This is a genomic window from Paenibacillus sp. 01L418 (genome assembly GCF_056400045.1).
On sequence record NZ_JBFTSN010000065.1, the window covers coordinates 12,094 to 27,756 of the forward strand.

Sequence of the window (15,663 nt, forward strand, 5' to 3'; positions counted from 1 at the left end):
TGATATAGAAAGTGGTATGTGAACGATCAGCTTTATAGAGGAGGAGAGAATGGCCTGTGATACCTGGACAATATCGAACGGCTGACGGTGAAATTGAATTAAATGCCGGACGAATGACGAAGCAGTTAATTGTAGTAAATACTGGAGATAGACCGGTTCAGGTAGGCTCTCATTTTCATTTTTTTGAAGTGAATCGTGCATTGAGGTTTGATCGCGAGGCAGCTTTCGGGATGCGTCTTCACATCGCAGCAGGGACAGCGGTTCGTTTCGAGCCCGGTGAGGAGAAGCCTATAACCGTCGTTGAGCTGGGTGGTAAAAAGCAATCTTATGGACTTAATGGTCTCAGCCAAGGGAAAGCGGAGAACGGCAGGCTGCCAGATGTTGTTCGCGAACGACTTGCGGCTTGGGAGGGCGAAGGTAAATGACTAAGATGGATCGACGCAGCTATGCGGCCATGTTTGGCCCTACAACGGGTGATGCCATTCGGCTGGCAGATACGGAGCTATGGGCACAGATTGAACATGATTACACGGTGTATGGCGACGAATGCAAGTTCGGCGGCGGCAAAGTTATACGCGATGGCATGGGGCAGTCGAGCGGCGCGCAGCGTGATGAGGGTGTGCTGGATACATTGATTACGAATGCCGTTATTATCGATCATTCCGGCATTGTGAAAGCGGATATCGGCCTAAAGGATGGATTTATCGTTGGCATCGGCAAAGCCGGAAATCCAGACATAATGGACGGCGTGCACCCGAATATGATTGTTGGCGCAAGTACCGAGGTTATTGCCGGTGAAGGAAAGATTGTAACAGCAGGAGCCATTGATTCGCATATTCATTTTATTTGTCCGCAGCAAATTGAAACGGCGCTCTCCTCAGGCGTCACGACGATGATCGGCGGCGGAACAGGTCCRGCAACAGGAACCAATGCAACGACGGTTACACCTGGCGCGTGGCATATGCGGCGCATGCTGGAGGCAGCCGAACATTTTCCGATGAATATCGGCTTTACGGGTAAAGGCAATGCTTCATTCACCGCTCCGCTCATTGAGCAAATTGAAGCGGGAGCCATTGGGCTTAAGCTGCATGAGGACTGGGGAACAACACCATCAGCAATTGACGCTTGCCTGCAAGCCGCAGATCAGTATGACATTCAAGTTGCTATCCACAGCGATACGCTGAATGAGGCAGGTTTTGTTGAGGATACGCTTGCGGCCATAGGCGGAAGAACGATTCATACTTATCATACCGAGGGCGCGGGCGGCGGTCATGCCCCAGACATCATCATCGCGGCGGGTGAGATGAATGTTTTGCCGTCATCCACGAACCCTACTCGTCCTTTTACAATTAATACGATAGAAGAACATTTGGATATGCTGATGGTTTGCCACCATTTGGACAGCAGCATTCCTGAGGACGTTGCATTCGCTGATTCTCGGATTAGGCCGGAGACGATTGCAGCGGAAGATATTTTGCATGATATGGGCGTATTCAGCATGATTAGCTCCGATTCACAGGCGATGGGGCGCGTAGGAGAAGTTATTATCCGCACATGGCAAACGGCAGACAAGATGAAAAAGCAGCGAGGACCGCTCCTTCCCGACAATGAACAGCATGATAACTTCCGTATTAAGCGCTACATTGCCAAATATACGATTAATCCTGCGATCACGCATGGAGTCTCTCATCTGGTAGGTTCGCTGGAAGTGGGCAAATTCGCCGATCTTGTCATTTGGAATCCGATGTTTTTTGGCGTCAAGCCGGATCTCGTGCTGAAGGGCGGGAGCATCGCATTTGCGCAGATGGGTGATCCAAACGCTTCCATCCCAACACCGCAGCCTGTGTTCGGTCGGCCGATGTTCGCCTCTTTTGGGAAGCTGGTGTTTAGCAGCTCGATTACGTTTGTATCTCAGGCAGCCTATGACCTCGGGGTTGCGAAGGAGCTCGGACTGCAGAAACGTATTGAACCAGTAAAAGGCTGCCGCAGCGTAACGAAGAAGGATATGATCCACAATGATGCAACGCCTAAGCTTGAGGTTGACGCGGAAACCTATCATGTTCTGGTAGATGGCGAGCATGTGACCTGCGAGCCAGCTGAGGTGCTGCCGATGGGGCAGCGTTATTTCTTATTTTAGCTGCGCGCTGCGGCCATGGAGGACAGGAGGTCGAGCGAAAAATTGAATGATGATATGAAATGGCTGGCTATGCAGCAGCTGCTCGATTCAGCACTGCCGATCGGCGGCTTCTCGCATTCGTTCGGACTTGAGACCATGGTTCAAGATGGCCGTATGAATCGTTCTGCTCAGCTCTATGATTATGCCTCAGCCATGCTTTTGCAAAGCTGGGCAAGCTCGGATGCGATGGTGATCAAGGCCGTATATAGGGATGCGCCAAAAGGGAATTGGGAGAAGGTGTGGGCGATTGAGCGGATTGTTCATTTGCAAAGGGTCGCATCAGAAACACGCAGCGGCGTAGAGAAAATGGGACGGCGGCTGCTTCAGCTTGCAGCAGCTATACATCCGCAGCTGGATTGGTCGCCTTTACTGGAAGCAATGAAGGCAGGGAATTGTTTTGCTTCCCATCCTCTCTCGCACGGCTATGCCTGCTGGGTGCTTGGCATATCGGAGGAGAAAGCGATCCAAGGCTATTTGTATACTTGCATCGTAACTTGCGTCAACAGCGCTCTGCGGCTGATGTCGATGGGACAGACGGAGGGTCAATCGTTGATCGCAAGGCTTATACCGCTAACAACAGACGCTTTGGAAATCGTGCGTGCGACGGATCCGGAACAAGCCTATTCTAATATGCCGATGGCGGAGATGGCGATGATGCGCCACGAGAGGTTATATTCGCGATTATTTATGTCTTAATTATAAATTAATGGAGGAATGAAAAATGTGCCAAGGACAAGGACATACGCATCAGGAATGGGAAAGCCCGGCAATAGACAGCTCAAGGCCGATCCGTATCGGTATCGGGGGACCAGTAGGCTCAGGAAAAACAGCGCTTGTTGAACGATTAACGCRTGAGCTTCATACCAAATACAGCCTCGCTGTCATTACGAACGATATTTACACGAAGGAAGATGCTCGTATTTTGTTCAATACGGGTGTGCTGCCGGAAGAACGTATTATCGGTGTTGAAACTGGCGGGTGCCCGCATACAGCCATTCGAGAGGATGCATCGATGAATTTTGAAGCTATCGAGGAGCTGGAGCGGCGTTTTGACCATCTGGATCTGATTTTCATTGAGAGCGGCGGAGATAATCTTGCTGCGGCGTTTAGTCCTGAGCTTGTCGATCGTTTTATTTATATTATCGATGTTGCCCAAGGCGAGAAGATTCCACGCAAAGGCGGACCTGGCATTATGCGCTCGGACCTGCTTGTCATTAACAAAATCGATCTAGCGCCGTATGTAGGAGCGAGTCTCGCAGTTATGGAAGCTGACACAATTAAGATGCGCGGGGAGCGTCCTTTCGTTTTCTCTAATTTGTTTGGCGGCGATGGCGTGGATGAGATTGTGAATTGGCTTACACATGAGGTAGCACATGCGCGCGGAACGGAACACTCCCATGTGATCCAGCTTACGAGCATACCTGATGACAAGCGGCACACAGCTTCCTAATGAGGCGTGAGCAAAGCAGTGCAGAGGCTGCAGCCATTCGGCACGAGGATAATGCAGTGGGAGAGGTAAGGACATCCGTACTGCGTGCAACGTTTGCCAGCCGCCTCGGTCAAACGTTAATCGGCAATAAATATCATACCGCTCCGATAAAGATTGCCAAAGCTTTTCCACTGGATGGTCAGCTGGGCGTAATCGTAATGGATGTTTCACCTGGCCTGCTCAGCGGTGACCGGTATGAGCTGGAATGGACAGCCGAGCAGCACTCTCATGTCATGATTACGAACCAATCTTATACGAAGGTGCATCCTAGTTTACCTAACAGTGAATCTTCGATGCAGCAATTGTTCGAACTAGAGGCAGATGCAGTCGTCGAGCATATGCCGGAGCCCATTATGCTATATAAGGAAGCAGCCTTTCGAAACGATACTCAGGTTCGACTGCAAAAAGGGTCCGCTTGGCTGCAAGCCGACGTCCTTTGTCCAGGTCGCACGCTTCGCGGCGAACGCTTCGACTATCGCTCATACAGCAATTCATTAACCGTTCATTATGGTGAAGAGCTTATCTTCTCGCAGCGTCAGCGAGTAGTGCCAGGCAGTCAAGTTATAACTGCGCCTGGCAGCTGGGATGAGATGACGCACTGGGCTACCTTTTATGTGTTCAGTGATCGTGTCAACAGCAGCCATCTGGAGCAGCTTCAGGAGAAACTGGACAGCTTCGAAGCTCCCGAGGCTCATAAAGTAATTGGCGGAGCGTCTATGACCTATCGTTACGGTGTTGCGGTGTCCGCAGCATCAACGGCAGCATGGCCGCTGCAGCAATTAATGCAAGAGCTGTGGCAGACTGCGCGAATGGGACTGCTTGGCAAGCCGCCGCTGCGATTTTTGCAAGGATAGATCAAGCAGTTTTATACTTTTTCAGACAAAAAGGTCAACCTGCAACCTTGGGTTGGTCTTTTTGTGCTAAATCAAAAAGGTTTCATATTTATTTCGTGCAGAACGTTAGTTAAACAAAGAAAGGGAAGGTATAATATGAACAACAGTATGGACTAAAGAAAGTAGATAGGTTGGTGATCAATTGGAAGCTTCAAATATGGAAAGACAAGAATTAATGAGGCGGCTGGACGAATCATTTCGTCAAGTGAGAAGACAAATAAACACCGAATGGCACACCTATAATGTGCATGGCTTAGGCATGACCCATGGAAAAATGTTAATTATTTTAGGGAAATCAGGACCACAGAAAGCATCAGCTTTGGCTGAGCAGCTGCTCATCACTAGTGGGGGAGTTACTGGAATTGCTGATCGTTTGATAGAGCTTGGGTATGTGAAGCGCGAACGCGGCGAGAAGGATCGGCGTGTCGTGATGCTCGAAATTACGGAAGAGGGCTTGGAAATCATCCATTTAATTGAGACGATACGCTCGAAGCTGATGCTTAAGCTGTTCGATGGCATGTCGATAGCAGATATGGAGCAAGGTGTTCAGTTGTTTGAGCAAATGAGTCGTAATATGGAATCGGATGTTACAAATTCGTGACTAATTTCATATTTTATTATTATTGTGGATGAATTTAGTGTAGAATAAACTAGAAATTTGTCGAATCGAAAAAGATTGACAAAATCCGATAAAACAACTAGGATTAAAAGGAATTAATACATTCAATTGTTTAGGGGAGATTACGATGAAAAAGGTTTTTGCTTTGGCGGTATCGTTGTTTCTAATGGTTGCGATTGTTGCAGCTTGCGGATCTAACAAAAATGAACCAGGAAACGCAGCGAATAACGGTGCAGGCGACAAAGCGGACAAGAAAAAAATCGCTCTTGTATTGCCCGAAAAAATTGGCGTTAACAAGTTTTTTGTATTGATGGATGAAGGCTTCAAAAAAGCAGGCTCCGAATTTGGCGCTGAAGTGAAAACAATTGAGTCCACTGACCCAGCGGGTTTTGAACAAAATCTTCGTGCAACTGTAGCTGAAGATTACGACTTGATTATTACAGCAACATTCCAAGCAGAAGATGCACTTAAGAAAGTGGCTGCTGAAAATCCGGACAAGTCTTTTGCAGTTATCGATACTGTAGTTGATCTTCCAAACGTTCGCAGCGTTAACTTCCGCGAGCATGAAGCTTCCTACTTGATGGGAGCACTTGCAGGTCTTGCAACTAAAACAAATATTGTGGGTGCAGTCGTTGCAATGGACGCTCCACTTCTTAGCAAATATACATCAGGATTTGAACAAGGTCTGAAAAGCACAAATCCAGATGCGCAATTCCTTATCAACTATGTAGGCAGCTTCACGGATCCAGTTAAAGGTAAAGAGCTTGCGCTTCTTCAACAGTCCAAAGGCGCTGACTTTATCGCAGGTATGGCAGCAGTTGGCGACAATGGTGTGTTTGACGCAGCGAAAGAAAAAGGCTTCTTCACTTCAGGTCAAGATACAGACCGTACGGATGAAGATCCAGAGCATATCGTGCTTTCACAATTGAAAGGTACGGATGCAGTTGCTTACGAAACAGTGAAAAGCTTCGTTGATGGCAGCTTTGCATTCGGCGTTGCAGACTACGGCTTGAAAGAAGACGGCGTAGGCTTGACTTTCGTAACAAGAGACAGCAAATCAACGCTTAGCCCGTTTATTGGCCAAGAAAATGTCGATAAAGTAAAAGCTATCGCAGAAGACATTAAATCTGGTAAAATCGTAGTAGTTAATCCGCTAGCTCAATAGTACAACAGGCCGGCTGCTACCCATGCAGCCGGCTTGCTTGTTGCCTAGAAGCTTCCTCTGTAATCGAGGGAGCGGTTTTTTTGTTTATATCGGGATTGAAAGGGGAGAGCTTTTGTATGTTGCTGCAAATGGACAGCATTACGAAGTCATATGGGAGCGTAACCGCAAATAGCAATGTTCAGTTTTCGCTGCAAAAAGGAGAAATTCATGCCTTAGTAGGTGAAAACGGTGCAGGAAAAACGACGTTAATGCGTATTCTGTACGGGATGGAAAGTCCAACTAGCGGTGAAATTCGCATTGACGGCAAGCCGGTTTCGTTCGGGAACCCAGCTGATGCGATTAAGCATAAGATTGGAATGGTTCATCAGCATTTCATGTTATTCCCGACGTTTACGATTGCCGAAAATATCGTTATTGGGCGCGAGCCCTCCAAAGGGGTAGGTTTTGACCGTAAGGCAGCTGCCACAGAGGTGGAAAGAATCGGCAAGCTTTATGGCATGCCGGTAGACCCTTGGAAGAAAGTTGCAGATTGCTCGCTTGGCATGCAGCAGCGCGTTGAAATATTGAAAGTGCTCTATCAGGGCGCTGAAGTTATTATTTTGGATGAGCCGACTGGCGTCTTGACGCCGCTCGAAGTGAAAGAGCTGCTCATTGCGATTAAAGGATTAGCCGCGCAGGGCAAAAGCTTTATTCTTATTAGTCATAAGCTGCAAGAAATTATGGAAGTTGCTGACCGTGTTACCGTCCTTCGAGATGGCAAGGTGACGGGGACAGTCGAAGCGAAAGACACGAATGCGGAACATTTGTCACGGCTTATGGTAGGCCGGGATTTAGTACATATATCACGAAATAAGGTGAGCAGAGGCAAGCCTGTTCTTGAGGTATCGAATGTTTCTATTCCTGGTGTCAAAGCGAAGCCGCTTCTTAGCGATATTAGCCTTCATGTCAATGGAGGCGAAATTGTGGGGATCGCGGGTATTTCTGGCAATGGTCAATCCGAGTTATTGCAGACGATATCTGGTTTAATGAAACCCGGAGCCGGCACAATCAAGCTGCTGGGTAAAGATGTGACCGGTGCGCCAGTTGGCGATATTCGTGAAAGCGGGCTTGCTCATATTCCTGAGGACCGTTACCAGTGGGGCGTTGCGAAGGATGCGACCGTTACGGAGAATGGCTTGATGGGACATGCTGACAAGCATCAAAAGCTTGGTGTATTGAATGGGACGAGCATTCGTCAGATGGTAGGCGAGTGGGTGACACGCTTTGGGATAAAAACAGGCTCTTTATCTACAAAAGCTCAGTATTTATCCGGCGGAAACCTACAGAAGCTTATCGTTGCACGGGAACTTGCGCAGAAGACGCCGTTTCTTATCGCAGCGGAGCCAACGCGAGGCGTTGATGTCGGCGCAATGGAAATTATACACGGCGAGCTTCTAAAGAAGCGGGATGAAGGCGGAGCGATATTGCTTGTTTCATCAGAGCTGACTGAAATTTTAAAGCTATCTGACCGGGTGTTGGTCATGTATGAAGGTAAGATCGTAGGGGAACTGGATGCTGACAAAGCTACAGAAGAGCAAATTAGTTTGTTAATGGCGGGAGGAAAAGCGGTTGGATAAGCTGGTACAATTCGGACGTTCGCTGTTACAGCCGCTTTTGGCTGTTATCATCGGTTTAGCAGCGGGTGCGATTGCCATTGTTATCGTCGGAGGCTCCGTAATGGAGACATACGCGGAAATGTGGAAGGGCGCCTTCGGCAGCTTTTATTTTTTTACGAATACACTCAGTAGAGCAACGCCTATTATCCTTATTGGTCTAGGGGTGGCGCTGGCATTCCGTGCTGGATTTTTTAATATGGGCTCAGAAGGCCAAATGGTATTAGGCGCTCTAAGCGCAGCGGTAACGGCAATCTATTTGCCGGGGCCAGGTTGGTTTAAGCTCGTAGCTGCTATTATAGCTGGAATTATTTCCGGGGGAATATGGTCGGCATTCGCAGGATGGCTCGATGCTAGATTTCGAATGAATCTGCTCATTACCACATTATTGCTCAATTATATTGCAACGTTGTTTGCAGGGTATATTGTATCGTATCCGCTCAAGGATCGTACAGGCTCTGCTGCAATGGCGCAGACGGTTATGCTTGATCAAAGCGTATGGCTGCCGAAGCTGTTTAAAGGAATGAGCCTTCATGGCGGATTTATTATCGCTGTAGTCGGAGCAATATTGCTTTTCTTGTTCATGCGCTATACCGTTAAGGGTTATGAAATTAGAATGCTTGGCGGCAATCCGTTGTTTGCGAGCTATGGCGGCGTGCAGCGTGGAAAAATGATGCTTATCAGCATGTTCGTCAGCGGAGGTTTTGCTGGACTAGCTGGCTCCGTTGAAGTGCTCGGCACGCAGTACCGCTATTTGGACGGCGCGTTGACTTCTCCAGGTTACGCATGGTCGGGTATCATGGCCACATTGCTTGCCGGATCGCATCCGCTCGGTACGGCTGTAGCAGCGATTTTGCTTGCTGCACTGCAGACTGGCGGTATGGGCATGGAGCGGAATACAGATGTTCCGCTGGAGGTATCCAGCATTATTCAAGCGGTGCTCATTTTGTTCGTTTCTGCTAAGTTCACATATTCGTTCATTAAACGCAGGAAGGCGAGGTCATAAGTATGGATTTTTTATTAGATGTCTCGCTGTATGCCTCGACGCTTCGTATGGTTACACCAATTCTGCTTGCGGCACTCGGCGGCGCAATATGCGCGCGTGTTGGTTTGTTTAATGTAGGCCTTGAAGGCTTAGTATTGATCGGTGCATTTTCTGGGATTGTAGGCAACCACTTCACCGGAAATGTATTCGCAGCCGTATTGTTTGCGGTATTATGCTCACTCCTGTTTTCAGTGTTGTTCGGTTTTATGAGTATTCATCTGAAAGCGAATGTTATCGTTGTTGGTATTGCGCTTAACTTTCTGGCGCTTGGACTGACGACATTCTCACTGCGTGCGATCTTTGATGTGAAAGGCGCATACTACAATAAGGATATGATTGGTCTGCCTAAATGGGATATTCCATTGTTAAAGGATATTCCATGGTTCGGAGAAGTTTTATCCGGGCATTCCCCGCTGGTATACTTGTCCATCATTCTCGTTATTGTGCTGCAGCTGTTTTTGTTCAAAACGGTTACGGGCTTTCGCTTGCTGGCAGCTGGAGAGAATCCAACAGCAGCCAAAAGCTTAGGCATCAAGGTAACCCGCATTCAATATGGAGCAGTGCTGCTCTGCGGCGCTCTGTGCGGGTTAGCAGGCGCGCAGCTGTCGCTCGGCAATGTCACTATGTTTACAGAGGGAATGACTTCCGGTAGAGGTTTCATTGCGCTCGTTGCAACGATGTTAGGCCAATCCAATCCAATCGGTGTTGCGGCATCGAGCTTGCTGTTCGGATTTATGGATGCACTCAGCATCAGGCTGCAGGGCTTCGCGCTGCCAACTCATTTTACGATGATGCTGCCTTATATCGTTACGATTCTCGCTATGTTGTTCTTTAAAGATAAAGGTTATATGCAGGAAGCTCGCAAGTCGAATGAGAGCTCCAGGTAGAGCTGAGATGCTTAATAGCTTGAAATGAATCAGCAAGGAATGGAATTTGGAGGTATACGAGATGCATAAAAAAGCAGAACGTCTCAAAAAAGTGAATAGCATTAAACAGACGGTGCTTGCTCCCGAGATCGCTCATCGGATTCCCCCTGGTCAAACGATGACCGAGCGTTTTCCGATTTTGCATGAGGGAGAGGTTCCTTCCTATGACATCAACACTTGGTCGCTGCGAGTATTCGGCGAGGTAGAGGAGGAGCGTACGTTCAGCTTCGAAGAGCTGCTTGCTATGCCTCAAACCCAAACGAAGTGCGACATTCATTGTGTAACGCGCTGGTCGAAGCTGGACACAGAATGGGAAGGCATTAAGTTCAAGGACTTGCTGCCTTTGCTGGGTGTTAAGCCAGATGCCAAATATGTTATGTTTCATGCAGATGAGGACTATGACACGAATGTGCCGCTTGAGGATTTATTGCACGATAATGTACTGCTTGCGCATCGATTTGACGGTGAGCCGCTGACTGACAAGCATGGCTGGCCGATGCGGATGCTCGTTCCTCATTTGTATTTTTGGAAAAGCGCAAAGTGGATTAGAGGTATTGAGTTTATGAAAGAGGATCGCGAAGGCTTCTGGGAGCGCAACGGCTTCCACAACTATGCCGATCCATTTCAAGAACAACGCTTCACGAGCGAAGAGAATTCGATGCCGGAAGACGAATGGATAACGAAGGAGTTTGATTAATCAGATGCTGCCTATACTACAAGTTAACCCAGAAGATTTGCCGGCTTACGCTATCGTATGTGGTGATCCGCGCCGTGCGGAGACGATTTCACAGAAGCTGGACAATGTAAAAGAGCTTGCATTCGCTCGCGAATATCGGACATTTGTTGGTGAATATCAAGGAGTAAGACTAGCCGTGGTAAGCCACGGCGTAGGTTCGTCAGGTGCCGCGGTATGCTTTGAGGAGCTTATCCGCGGAGGCGTTAAGACACTTATTCGTGTCGGTACAGCGGGATCTTATTCAGCAGATCACCCTGCAGGAAGCCTAATCGTCAGCACAGCGGCAGTTAGAGCGGAAGGGCTCACGCATCAGCTGGTGCCGGCAGGATTCCCAGCTGTTGCAGACAGCGCGGTTACTGAAGCGTTATATGCATCTGCGCTTGAGAGCGAAGGCATTGTTAAAAAAGGCATAACGGTAACGCTTGATGTCTTTTTCTCAGGAGTTGTAGACATTCCGCATCGCCAGTACAAACAAGCAGGCGCACTAGCTGTTGAAATGGAAATTGCAGCTTTGTTCGTTATCGCTACGATGCGCGGTGCACGCGCGGGAGCGATTCTCGCACTGGACGGTTACGCAGATTCTGATTTGGCGGGCGAATATGATCCGCATACAGATGTTGTAGCGAAAGCGATCGAGCGTGAGATTGAAACGGCGCTTCTTGCCGTAGTTAAGCTTGCATCCGCGTAACCATACTTGTCTATAAGTAAGGGGGGCTTCACGTGAGTGGGACGTTGTTCAAGCGAGAATGGCTGAATGGAGATTTTTATCCGCATGTGTTTGCTTATTATTTTAAGCAATGGTCTGATTACGAGATGGCCTTCCACACGCATGATGCAATCGAAATAATGTATGTCATTTCCGGTGCTTGCGGGATAGAGCTGGAAGCAGAGGCAACCAGCCGTGCATGTGAAATGACGCTCAAGAAGGGTGATTTCATTATTCTTGATGCGAATGTGCCGCACCGACTGACCGTTGACGAGCGTGGGCCCTGCCGGATGCTTAATGTTGAATTTGATTTTAGGGAACGCCCCTCGGCGTTTCCCTCTATACGGCAGCTTGCGATGGAGGACGAATTTGTGGACAGATTGATCACAGAGCCGTCCTCTTATTTGTTTTTGCGTGATCCGAATGAAGTGTATCAGGTGCTAAAGAGCCTAGTTCTTGAACTGGACAGCCGAGGCAGGAGCGTCAATATGAAGGCAGAGCTGTTGTTTGCTCAATTGATCTTGGCGATAGCGCGACTTCATAAGGAAGCTGGCGTAAAAGGGGCTAATCCGATTGAAGCTTATGTGAAGCAATCGATTGAATATATGCATCATAACTATGATAGAGATATTCAAGTAAAGGATATTGCTGCAGCTGTAAGCTTACATCCAGGTTATTTGCATCGTGTATTTCGCGCGCAGATAGGCCAAACGTTAACAGGCTATTTAACGGAGGTGCGAATGGAGAAAGCAAAAATGCTGCTCCGAGAGACGGATATTGCAATAGCGGATATTTGTGATTATGTTGGAGTGGGGAGTAGGCAATACTTTCATGCAATGTTCAAAAAATATATGAAGCAGACACCAATTGCTTACCGTCACTCGGTCAATACGCAAACATTGGACTTCCGCTGGCAGCGCAATGAATAATACAAAGTGACGATTTCTGACACTATGAATGGCAGTTGGTCACAATATTGATAACGCTTCCGTTTTATCGTTGCTAAAATGTAGAGGAGATTAAACAAACTCTATTTAGACGATAATCGGAGGCTGATTGGCATGTCTACTTTTAAAATTGCATTTATAGGCGCAGGCTCGATTGGATTCACGCGTGGACTGCTGCGGGATTTGCTCGCTGTACAGGAGTTTCAAAACATTGAAATCGCATTTACAGATATTAATGCACATAACCTGGAGATGGTGACTGCGCTTTGTCAGCGTGATATTCATGAGAACGGCCTGTCGATTTCTATTCAATCTACAACCGATCGGCGCGAAGCTTTGAAGGATGCGAAATACGTCATTTGCACTATTCGTGTCGGTGGTCTGTGCTGGCGGCATTATGTATGGGCAGCGGGGCATCGCTGAGATGATGAACATATGCCGTGATATCCGCGAGGTTGCTGCAAAGGATGTGCTTCTGCTCAACTACGCGAACCCGATGGCGATGATGACTTGGGCATGCAACAAGTATGGCGGTGTCCGGACGATTGGTTTATGCCATGGCGTGCAAGGCGGACACTGGCAAATAGCCGAAGCTTTTGGACTAAAGCAAGAGGAAGTCGATATTATTTGCGCGGGTATCAACCATCAGACCTGGTACATCCAAATTAATCATAACGGTGAGGATCTAACCGGCAAGCTGCTCGAAGCATTTGAGAAACATCCAGATTTCAGCCGTACGGAAAAGGTACGCATTGATATGCTGCGCCGCTTCGGGTATTACAGTACAGAGTCTAACGGTCACTTGAGCGAGTATGTCCCTTGGTATCGGAAGCGGCCTGAAGAAATTAACGATTGGATCGATTTGAGCTCATGGATTAACGGAGAAACGGGCGGGTATCTTCGTGTATGCACGGAAGGACGAAATTGGTTCGAGACTGATTTTCCAAACTGGATGAAGGACCCTGCAAATGAATTCAAGTCGGAGCTGCGCAGTCATGAGCATGGTTCATACATCATTGAAGGACTCGAAACAGGACGAATCTACCGAGGTCACTTTAATGTGGAAAACAAAGGGGTCATAGCTAACCTGCCTAACGATGCCATCATTGAAGCGCCAGGTTATGTTGATCGCAACGGCATCTCAATGCCAATCGTAGGCGACCTGCCGCTTGGCGCCGCAGCGGTGTGTAATGTAAGCATCTCTGTGCAGCGTCTTGCTGTAGAGGCAGCCATAAATGGCGACATTAACCTGCTCAGACAAGCTTTTATGATGGACCCGCTAGTTGGCGCAGTTTGTAATCCGAAGGAAATTTGGCAGATGGTCGATGAGATGCTTGTGGCGCAGGAGCAGTGGCTGCCACAGTATACAGATTCTATCGCAGCAGCCAAGAAACGCCTGGAGGAAGGGCCTTTACTTCCTACGCGTGATTATAAAGGCGCGGCGCGTCTGAAGGTGAAGACGGTTGAGGAAATGCAGCAGGACCGAGATGCCGCAAATAAAAATGCAGGCGAATCGGATAAGGGCAAGGAGCGGGTTTAACGCGGAGCGTATTTCAGCTCCATTGCTTCAAGCCTAGTCCCTGGCGGCGTCCAAGCAGGCGGTCCAAATTTCTTGAGGTAGCCTAATGTATTGAGGTAGCTCTCTACCGATTGCTCTTCATCCATCTTGCGGAAAATTTCCCAACAAGCGATAACATCATTCAGTGCACGATGACCGCCAATGAGCGGAATGCCATAACGATCGGACATGTCTTTCAGTGTATGCGGATAAACATGCCGCGCGCGGCTAATCGTGAGCGTATCGATGAAGCTGTTCGAAAATGATCTGCCCGCAATGCGAAGCAAGGAATGGTGCAGGAAACCAAGGTCGAAGGCAGCATTATGAGCAATCAAAACGTTATCGCCTATCATTCGGTTCAAAATACGAAATGCGGTGTCCTCGTCCATGCCGTAGGAGGTCATCTCATCCGTGATGCCGGTGAGCTCTGTTATTTTGGCAGACAGCTTGCCATCGTAACGTACGAGAGTACTGAATTCACTCGCTATTTCACCATTCACGCAGCGGATCGCAGCCATCTCAATCACACGATCTTTCTTCGGATCAAGGCCGCTCGTTTCAAAATCGATGACAGTATAAGAATGATTAGTCATAGTTGGTTCACCACTTTTTCTAGTTATAAGTTGCAATCGTATATGAAATAATTCGACAAAAAAGATAAATAACCTTCTATTGTAAACATAAAACGACCCATTACCAGAGCTTAGTAAGCCGGTAATGGGTCGTTTTTGCGTTGATAAATTCGTTTTGCGGACTAGTGGTTATTGCCGGATGCATTGCCTTTTTTGTCGGAAGTTTTTGTCGTTGTATTTTTGGTTGCATGACCTTGCTGCTTCGCCATGATCGGTTCACCCCCTTCTTAATGTAATGGTTGTATTTTGTGATTTGAGGGGTGAGGCTATTCTCGATTAGGTACGATTAGCATGCTTTTGAATCACATGTAAAAATTAACCAAATCAGATCTGTTYAATCGCTATGTCTACTATTTTCAAGTCGGATCGGCAAGTCCTAATCATGCGAACAAAGGATATAAACAATGAATACGGTTACTTGATTGCTCCATATGGAAGAATAACGGCTATTTTGAAGGAGTGAGCGCTTTATTGAGTCGAGGGTATATGATAGCCATGTGATAAACTAAATAGAAAAGAAAGCGCTTTTCAGTTGAGAAGCAACGGGGGATGCTGCAAATGCGGACGGGGTCGAGATTTTGGAGTAAATGGAATGTAATGAAAGGTACGCCGCTTCCGCCAGAGAGCAGACTTAGCAAGGAAGCGATAACGGCTTTAATCATTCATTGCTGCTTTCAGTTTGGCGCATCGATGTCGGGTTTGTTTCTCAATTTATATTTGTGGCGGTTAACGCAGGATTTGACAGTAAACGGTATTTATAACATCATCGTTTTCATCGTAACGCCTCCGGCCTTTGCATTAGGTGGCTGGATTGCGAAGCGGCATGATCGTATGGTCACTTATCGACTGGGTATCGTCATGATTGCCATCTTTTATTTGATGGTCGTCATTGCACAAGAGCATGTGGCTCAGTATTACATATGGTTTGCTATTTTTAATGGGATCGCCGCGGGGCTTTACTGGACTGGTTATTTAGTTATTCAATATGATGTCTCAACGGAAGCGAATCGCATACGTTTTCTTGCAATTAATATGATTTTCTTTAATGCATCCGGGCTCGCAGGGCCGGCGCTTGCGGGGTTCATTATTCAGCGAAGCGAGGGGTTGCAGGGTTACATC

15 protein-coding genes and 1 pseudogene are annotated in these 15,663 nt (G+C 47.8%); 15 read left to right on the forward strand and 1 reads right to left on the reverse strand.

Going from position 1 to position 15,663, the window contains the following annotated elements; all coding sequences use genetic code 11:
* Positions 1-56: 56 nt before the first annotated feature.
* The 14 genes and pseudogenes from AC1DSE_RS11465 (at position 57) to AC1DSE_RS11530 (ending at position 13,894) form a co-directional block, all read left to right on the forward strand.
* Positions 57-425, forward strand: coding sequence for an urease subunit beta (locus tag AC1DSE_RS11465; RefSeq protein ID WP_477511681.1), 369 nt, complete (start codon positions 57-59; stop codon positions 423-425).
* On the forward strand, positions 422-2,137 hold the full coding sequence (ureC, locus tag AC1DSE_RS11470) for an urease subunit alpha (protein WP_477511682.1): 1,716 nt from the start codon (positions 422-424) through the stop codon (positions 2,135-2,137). Before AC1DSE_RS11465 ends, ureC begins: the two co-directional genes overlap by 4 nt.
* A 42-nt stretch (positions 2,138-2,179) precedes the next feature.
* A complete protein-coding gene (locus AC1DSE_RS11475) occupies positions 2,180-2,872 on the forward strand; it encodes an urease accessory protein UreF (protein WP_477511683.1) in 693 nt (230 codons plus the stop codon).
* A 25-nt stretch (positions 2,873-2,897) separates the two neighbouring features.
* Positions 2,898-3,626 (forward strand): urease accessory protein UreG, encoded by a 729-nt coding sequence (ureG, locus tag AC1DSE_RS11480; protein WP_477527694.1) that lies wholly within the window; start codon positions 2,898-2,900, stop codon positions 3,624-3,626.
* On the forward strand, positions 3,626-4,519 hold the full coding sequence (locus AC1DSE_RS11485; protein WP_477511684.1) for an urease accessory protein UreD: 894 nt from the start codon (positions 3,626-3,628) through the stop codon (positions 4,517-4,519). The genes ureG and AC1DSE_RS11485 overlap by 1 nt, the downstream gene beginning before the upstream one ends.
* 196 nt (positions 4,520-4,715) lie before the next feature.
* On the forward strand, positions 4,716-5,159 hold the full coding sequence (locus AC1DSE_RS11490; protein ID WP_076270801.1) for a MarR family winged helix-turn-helix transcriptional regulator: 444 nt from the start codon (positions 4,716-4,718) through the stop codon (positions 5,157-5,159).
* Between the two features lie 145 nt (positions 5,160-5,304).
* Positions 5,305-6,342, forward strand: a complete 1,038-nt coding sequence (locus AC1DSE_RS11495; protein WP_339207934.1) for a BMP family lipoprotein — start codon at positions 5,305-5,307, stop codon at positions 6,340-6,342.
* 116 nt (positions 6,343-6,458) lie between these two features.
* Positions 6,459-7,958: an ABC transporter ATP-binding protein gene (locus tag AC1DSE_RS11500; RefSeq protein WP_475447458.1), complete on the forward strand. Its 1,500-nt coding sequence runs from the start codon at positions 6,459-6,461 to the stop codon at positions 7,956-7,958.
* Entirely contained in the window at positions 7,951-9,000 is a 1,050-nt protein-coding gene (locus AC1DSE_RS11505) for an ABC transporter permease (protein ID WP_076270798.1), read from the forward strand. Before AC1DSE_RS11500 ends, AC1DSE_RS11505 begins: the two co-directional genes overlap by 8 nt.
* A gap of 2 nt (positions 9,001-9,002) precedes the next feature.
* Positions 9,003-9,926 carry an ABC transporter permease gene (locus tag AC1DSE_RS11510; protein WP_076270797.1) on the forward strand — a complete coding sequence of 308 codons (924 nt, stop codon included), beginning with the start codon at positions 9,003-9,005 and terminating at the stop codon, positions 9,924-9,926.
* A 61-nt stretch (positions 9,927-9,987) separates the two neighbouring features.
* Complete coding sequence (locus AC1DSE_RS11515; RefSeq protein ID WP_477511686.1) at positions 9,988-10,662, forward strand: sulfite oxidase-like oxidoreductase; 675 nt, start codon at positions 9,988-9,990, stop codon at positions 10,660-10,662.
* A gap of 4 nt (positions 10,663-10,666) precedes the next feature.
* Positions 10,667-11,389 (forward strand): nucleoside phosphorylase, encoded by a 723-nt coding sequence (locus AC1DSE_RS11520; RefSeq protein ID WP_477511687.1) that lies wholly within the window; start codon positions 10,667-10,669, stop codon positions 11,387-11,389.
* A gap of 32 nt (positions 11,390-11,421) precedes the next feature.
* The gene (locus AC1DSE_RS11525; RefSeq protein ID WP_477511688.1) at positions 11,422-12,336 is read left to right on the forward strand and encodes an AraC family transcriptional regulator; all 915 of its coding nucleotides are present in this window, start codon (positions 11,422-11,424) and stop codon (positions 12,334-12,336) included.
* 132 nt (positions 12,337-12,468) lie between these two features.
* Positions 12,469-13,894, forward strand: a pseudogene (locus AC1DSE_RS11530) (family 4 glycosyl hydrolase).
* On the opposite strand, the gene AC1DSE_RS11535 reads toward AC1DSE_RS11530, so the two are convergent.
* The gene (locus AC1DSE_RS11535; protein ID WP_076270792.1) at positions 13,891-14,505 is read right to left on the reverse strand and encodes a 3'-5' exonuclease; all 615 of its coding nucleotides are present in this window, start codon (positions 14,503-14,505) and stop codon (positions 13,891-13,893) included. The pseudogene AC1DSE_RS11530 and the gene AC1DSE_RS11535 sit on opposite strands and share 4 nt — an antisense overlap.
* A gap of 597 nt (positions 14,506-15,102) precedes the next feature.
* Between AC1DSE_RS11535 and AC1DSE_RS11540 the strand changes: the two genes are divergently transcribed.
* A partial coding sequence (locus AC1DSE_RS11540) for an MFS transporter (RefSeq protein WP_477527695.1) occupies positions 15,103-15,663 on the forward strand: 561 nt, incomplete at its 3' end.

Bases quoted from the DNA above. Each gene is read 5' to 3' on its own strand.
- AC1DSE_RS11515 (WP_477511686.1), top strand. From the start codon at position 9,988: ATGCATAAAAAAGCAGAACGTCTCAAAAAAGTGAATAGCATTAAACAG.
- AC1DSE_RS11510 (WP_076270797.1), top strand. From the start codon at position 9,003: ATGGATTTTTTATTAGATGTCTCGCTGTATGCCTCGACGCTTCGTATG.
- AC1DSE_RS11490 (WP_076270801.1), top strand. From the start codon at position 4,716: ATGGAAAGACAAGAATTAATGAGGCGGCTGGACGAATCATTTCGTCAA.
- AC1DSE_RS11500 (WP_475447458.1), top strand. From the start codon at position 6,459: ATGTTGCTGCAAATGGACAGCATTACGAAGTCATATGGGAGCGTAACC.
- AC1DSE_RS11485 (WP_477511684.1), top strand. From the start codon at position 3,626: ATGAGGCGTGAGCAAAGCAGTGCAGAGGCTGCAGCCATTCGGCACGAG.
- AC1DSE_RS11520 (WP_477511687.1), top strand. From the start codon at position 10,667: ATGCTGCCTATACTACAAGTTAACCCAGAAGATTTGCCGGCTTACGCT.
- AC1DSE_RS11535 (WP_076270792.1), bottom strand. From the start codon at position 14,505: ATGACTAATCATTCTTATACTGTCATCGATTTTGAAACGAGCGGCCTT.
- AC1DSE_RS11495 (WP_339207934.1), top strand. From the start codon at position 5,305: ATGAAAAAGGTTTTTGCTTTGGCGGTATCGTTGTTTCTAATGGTTGCG.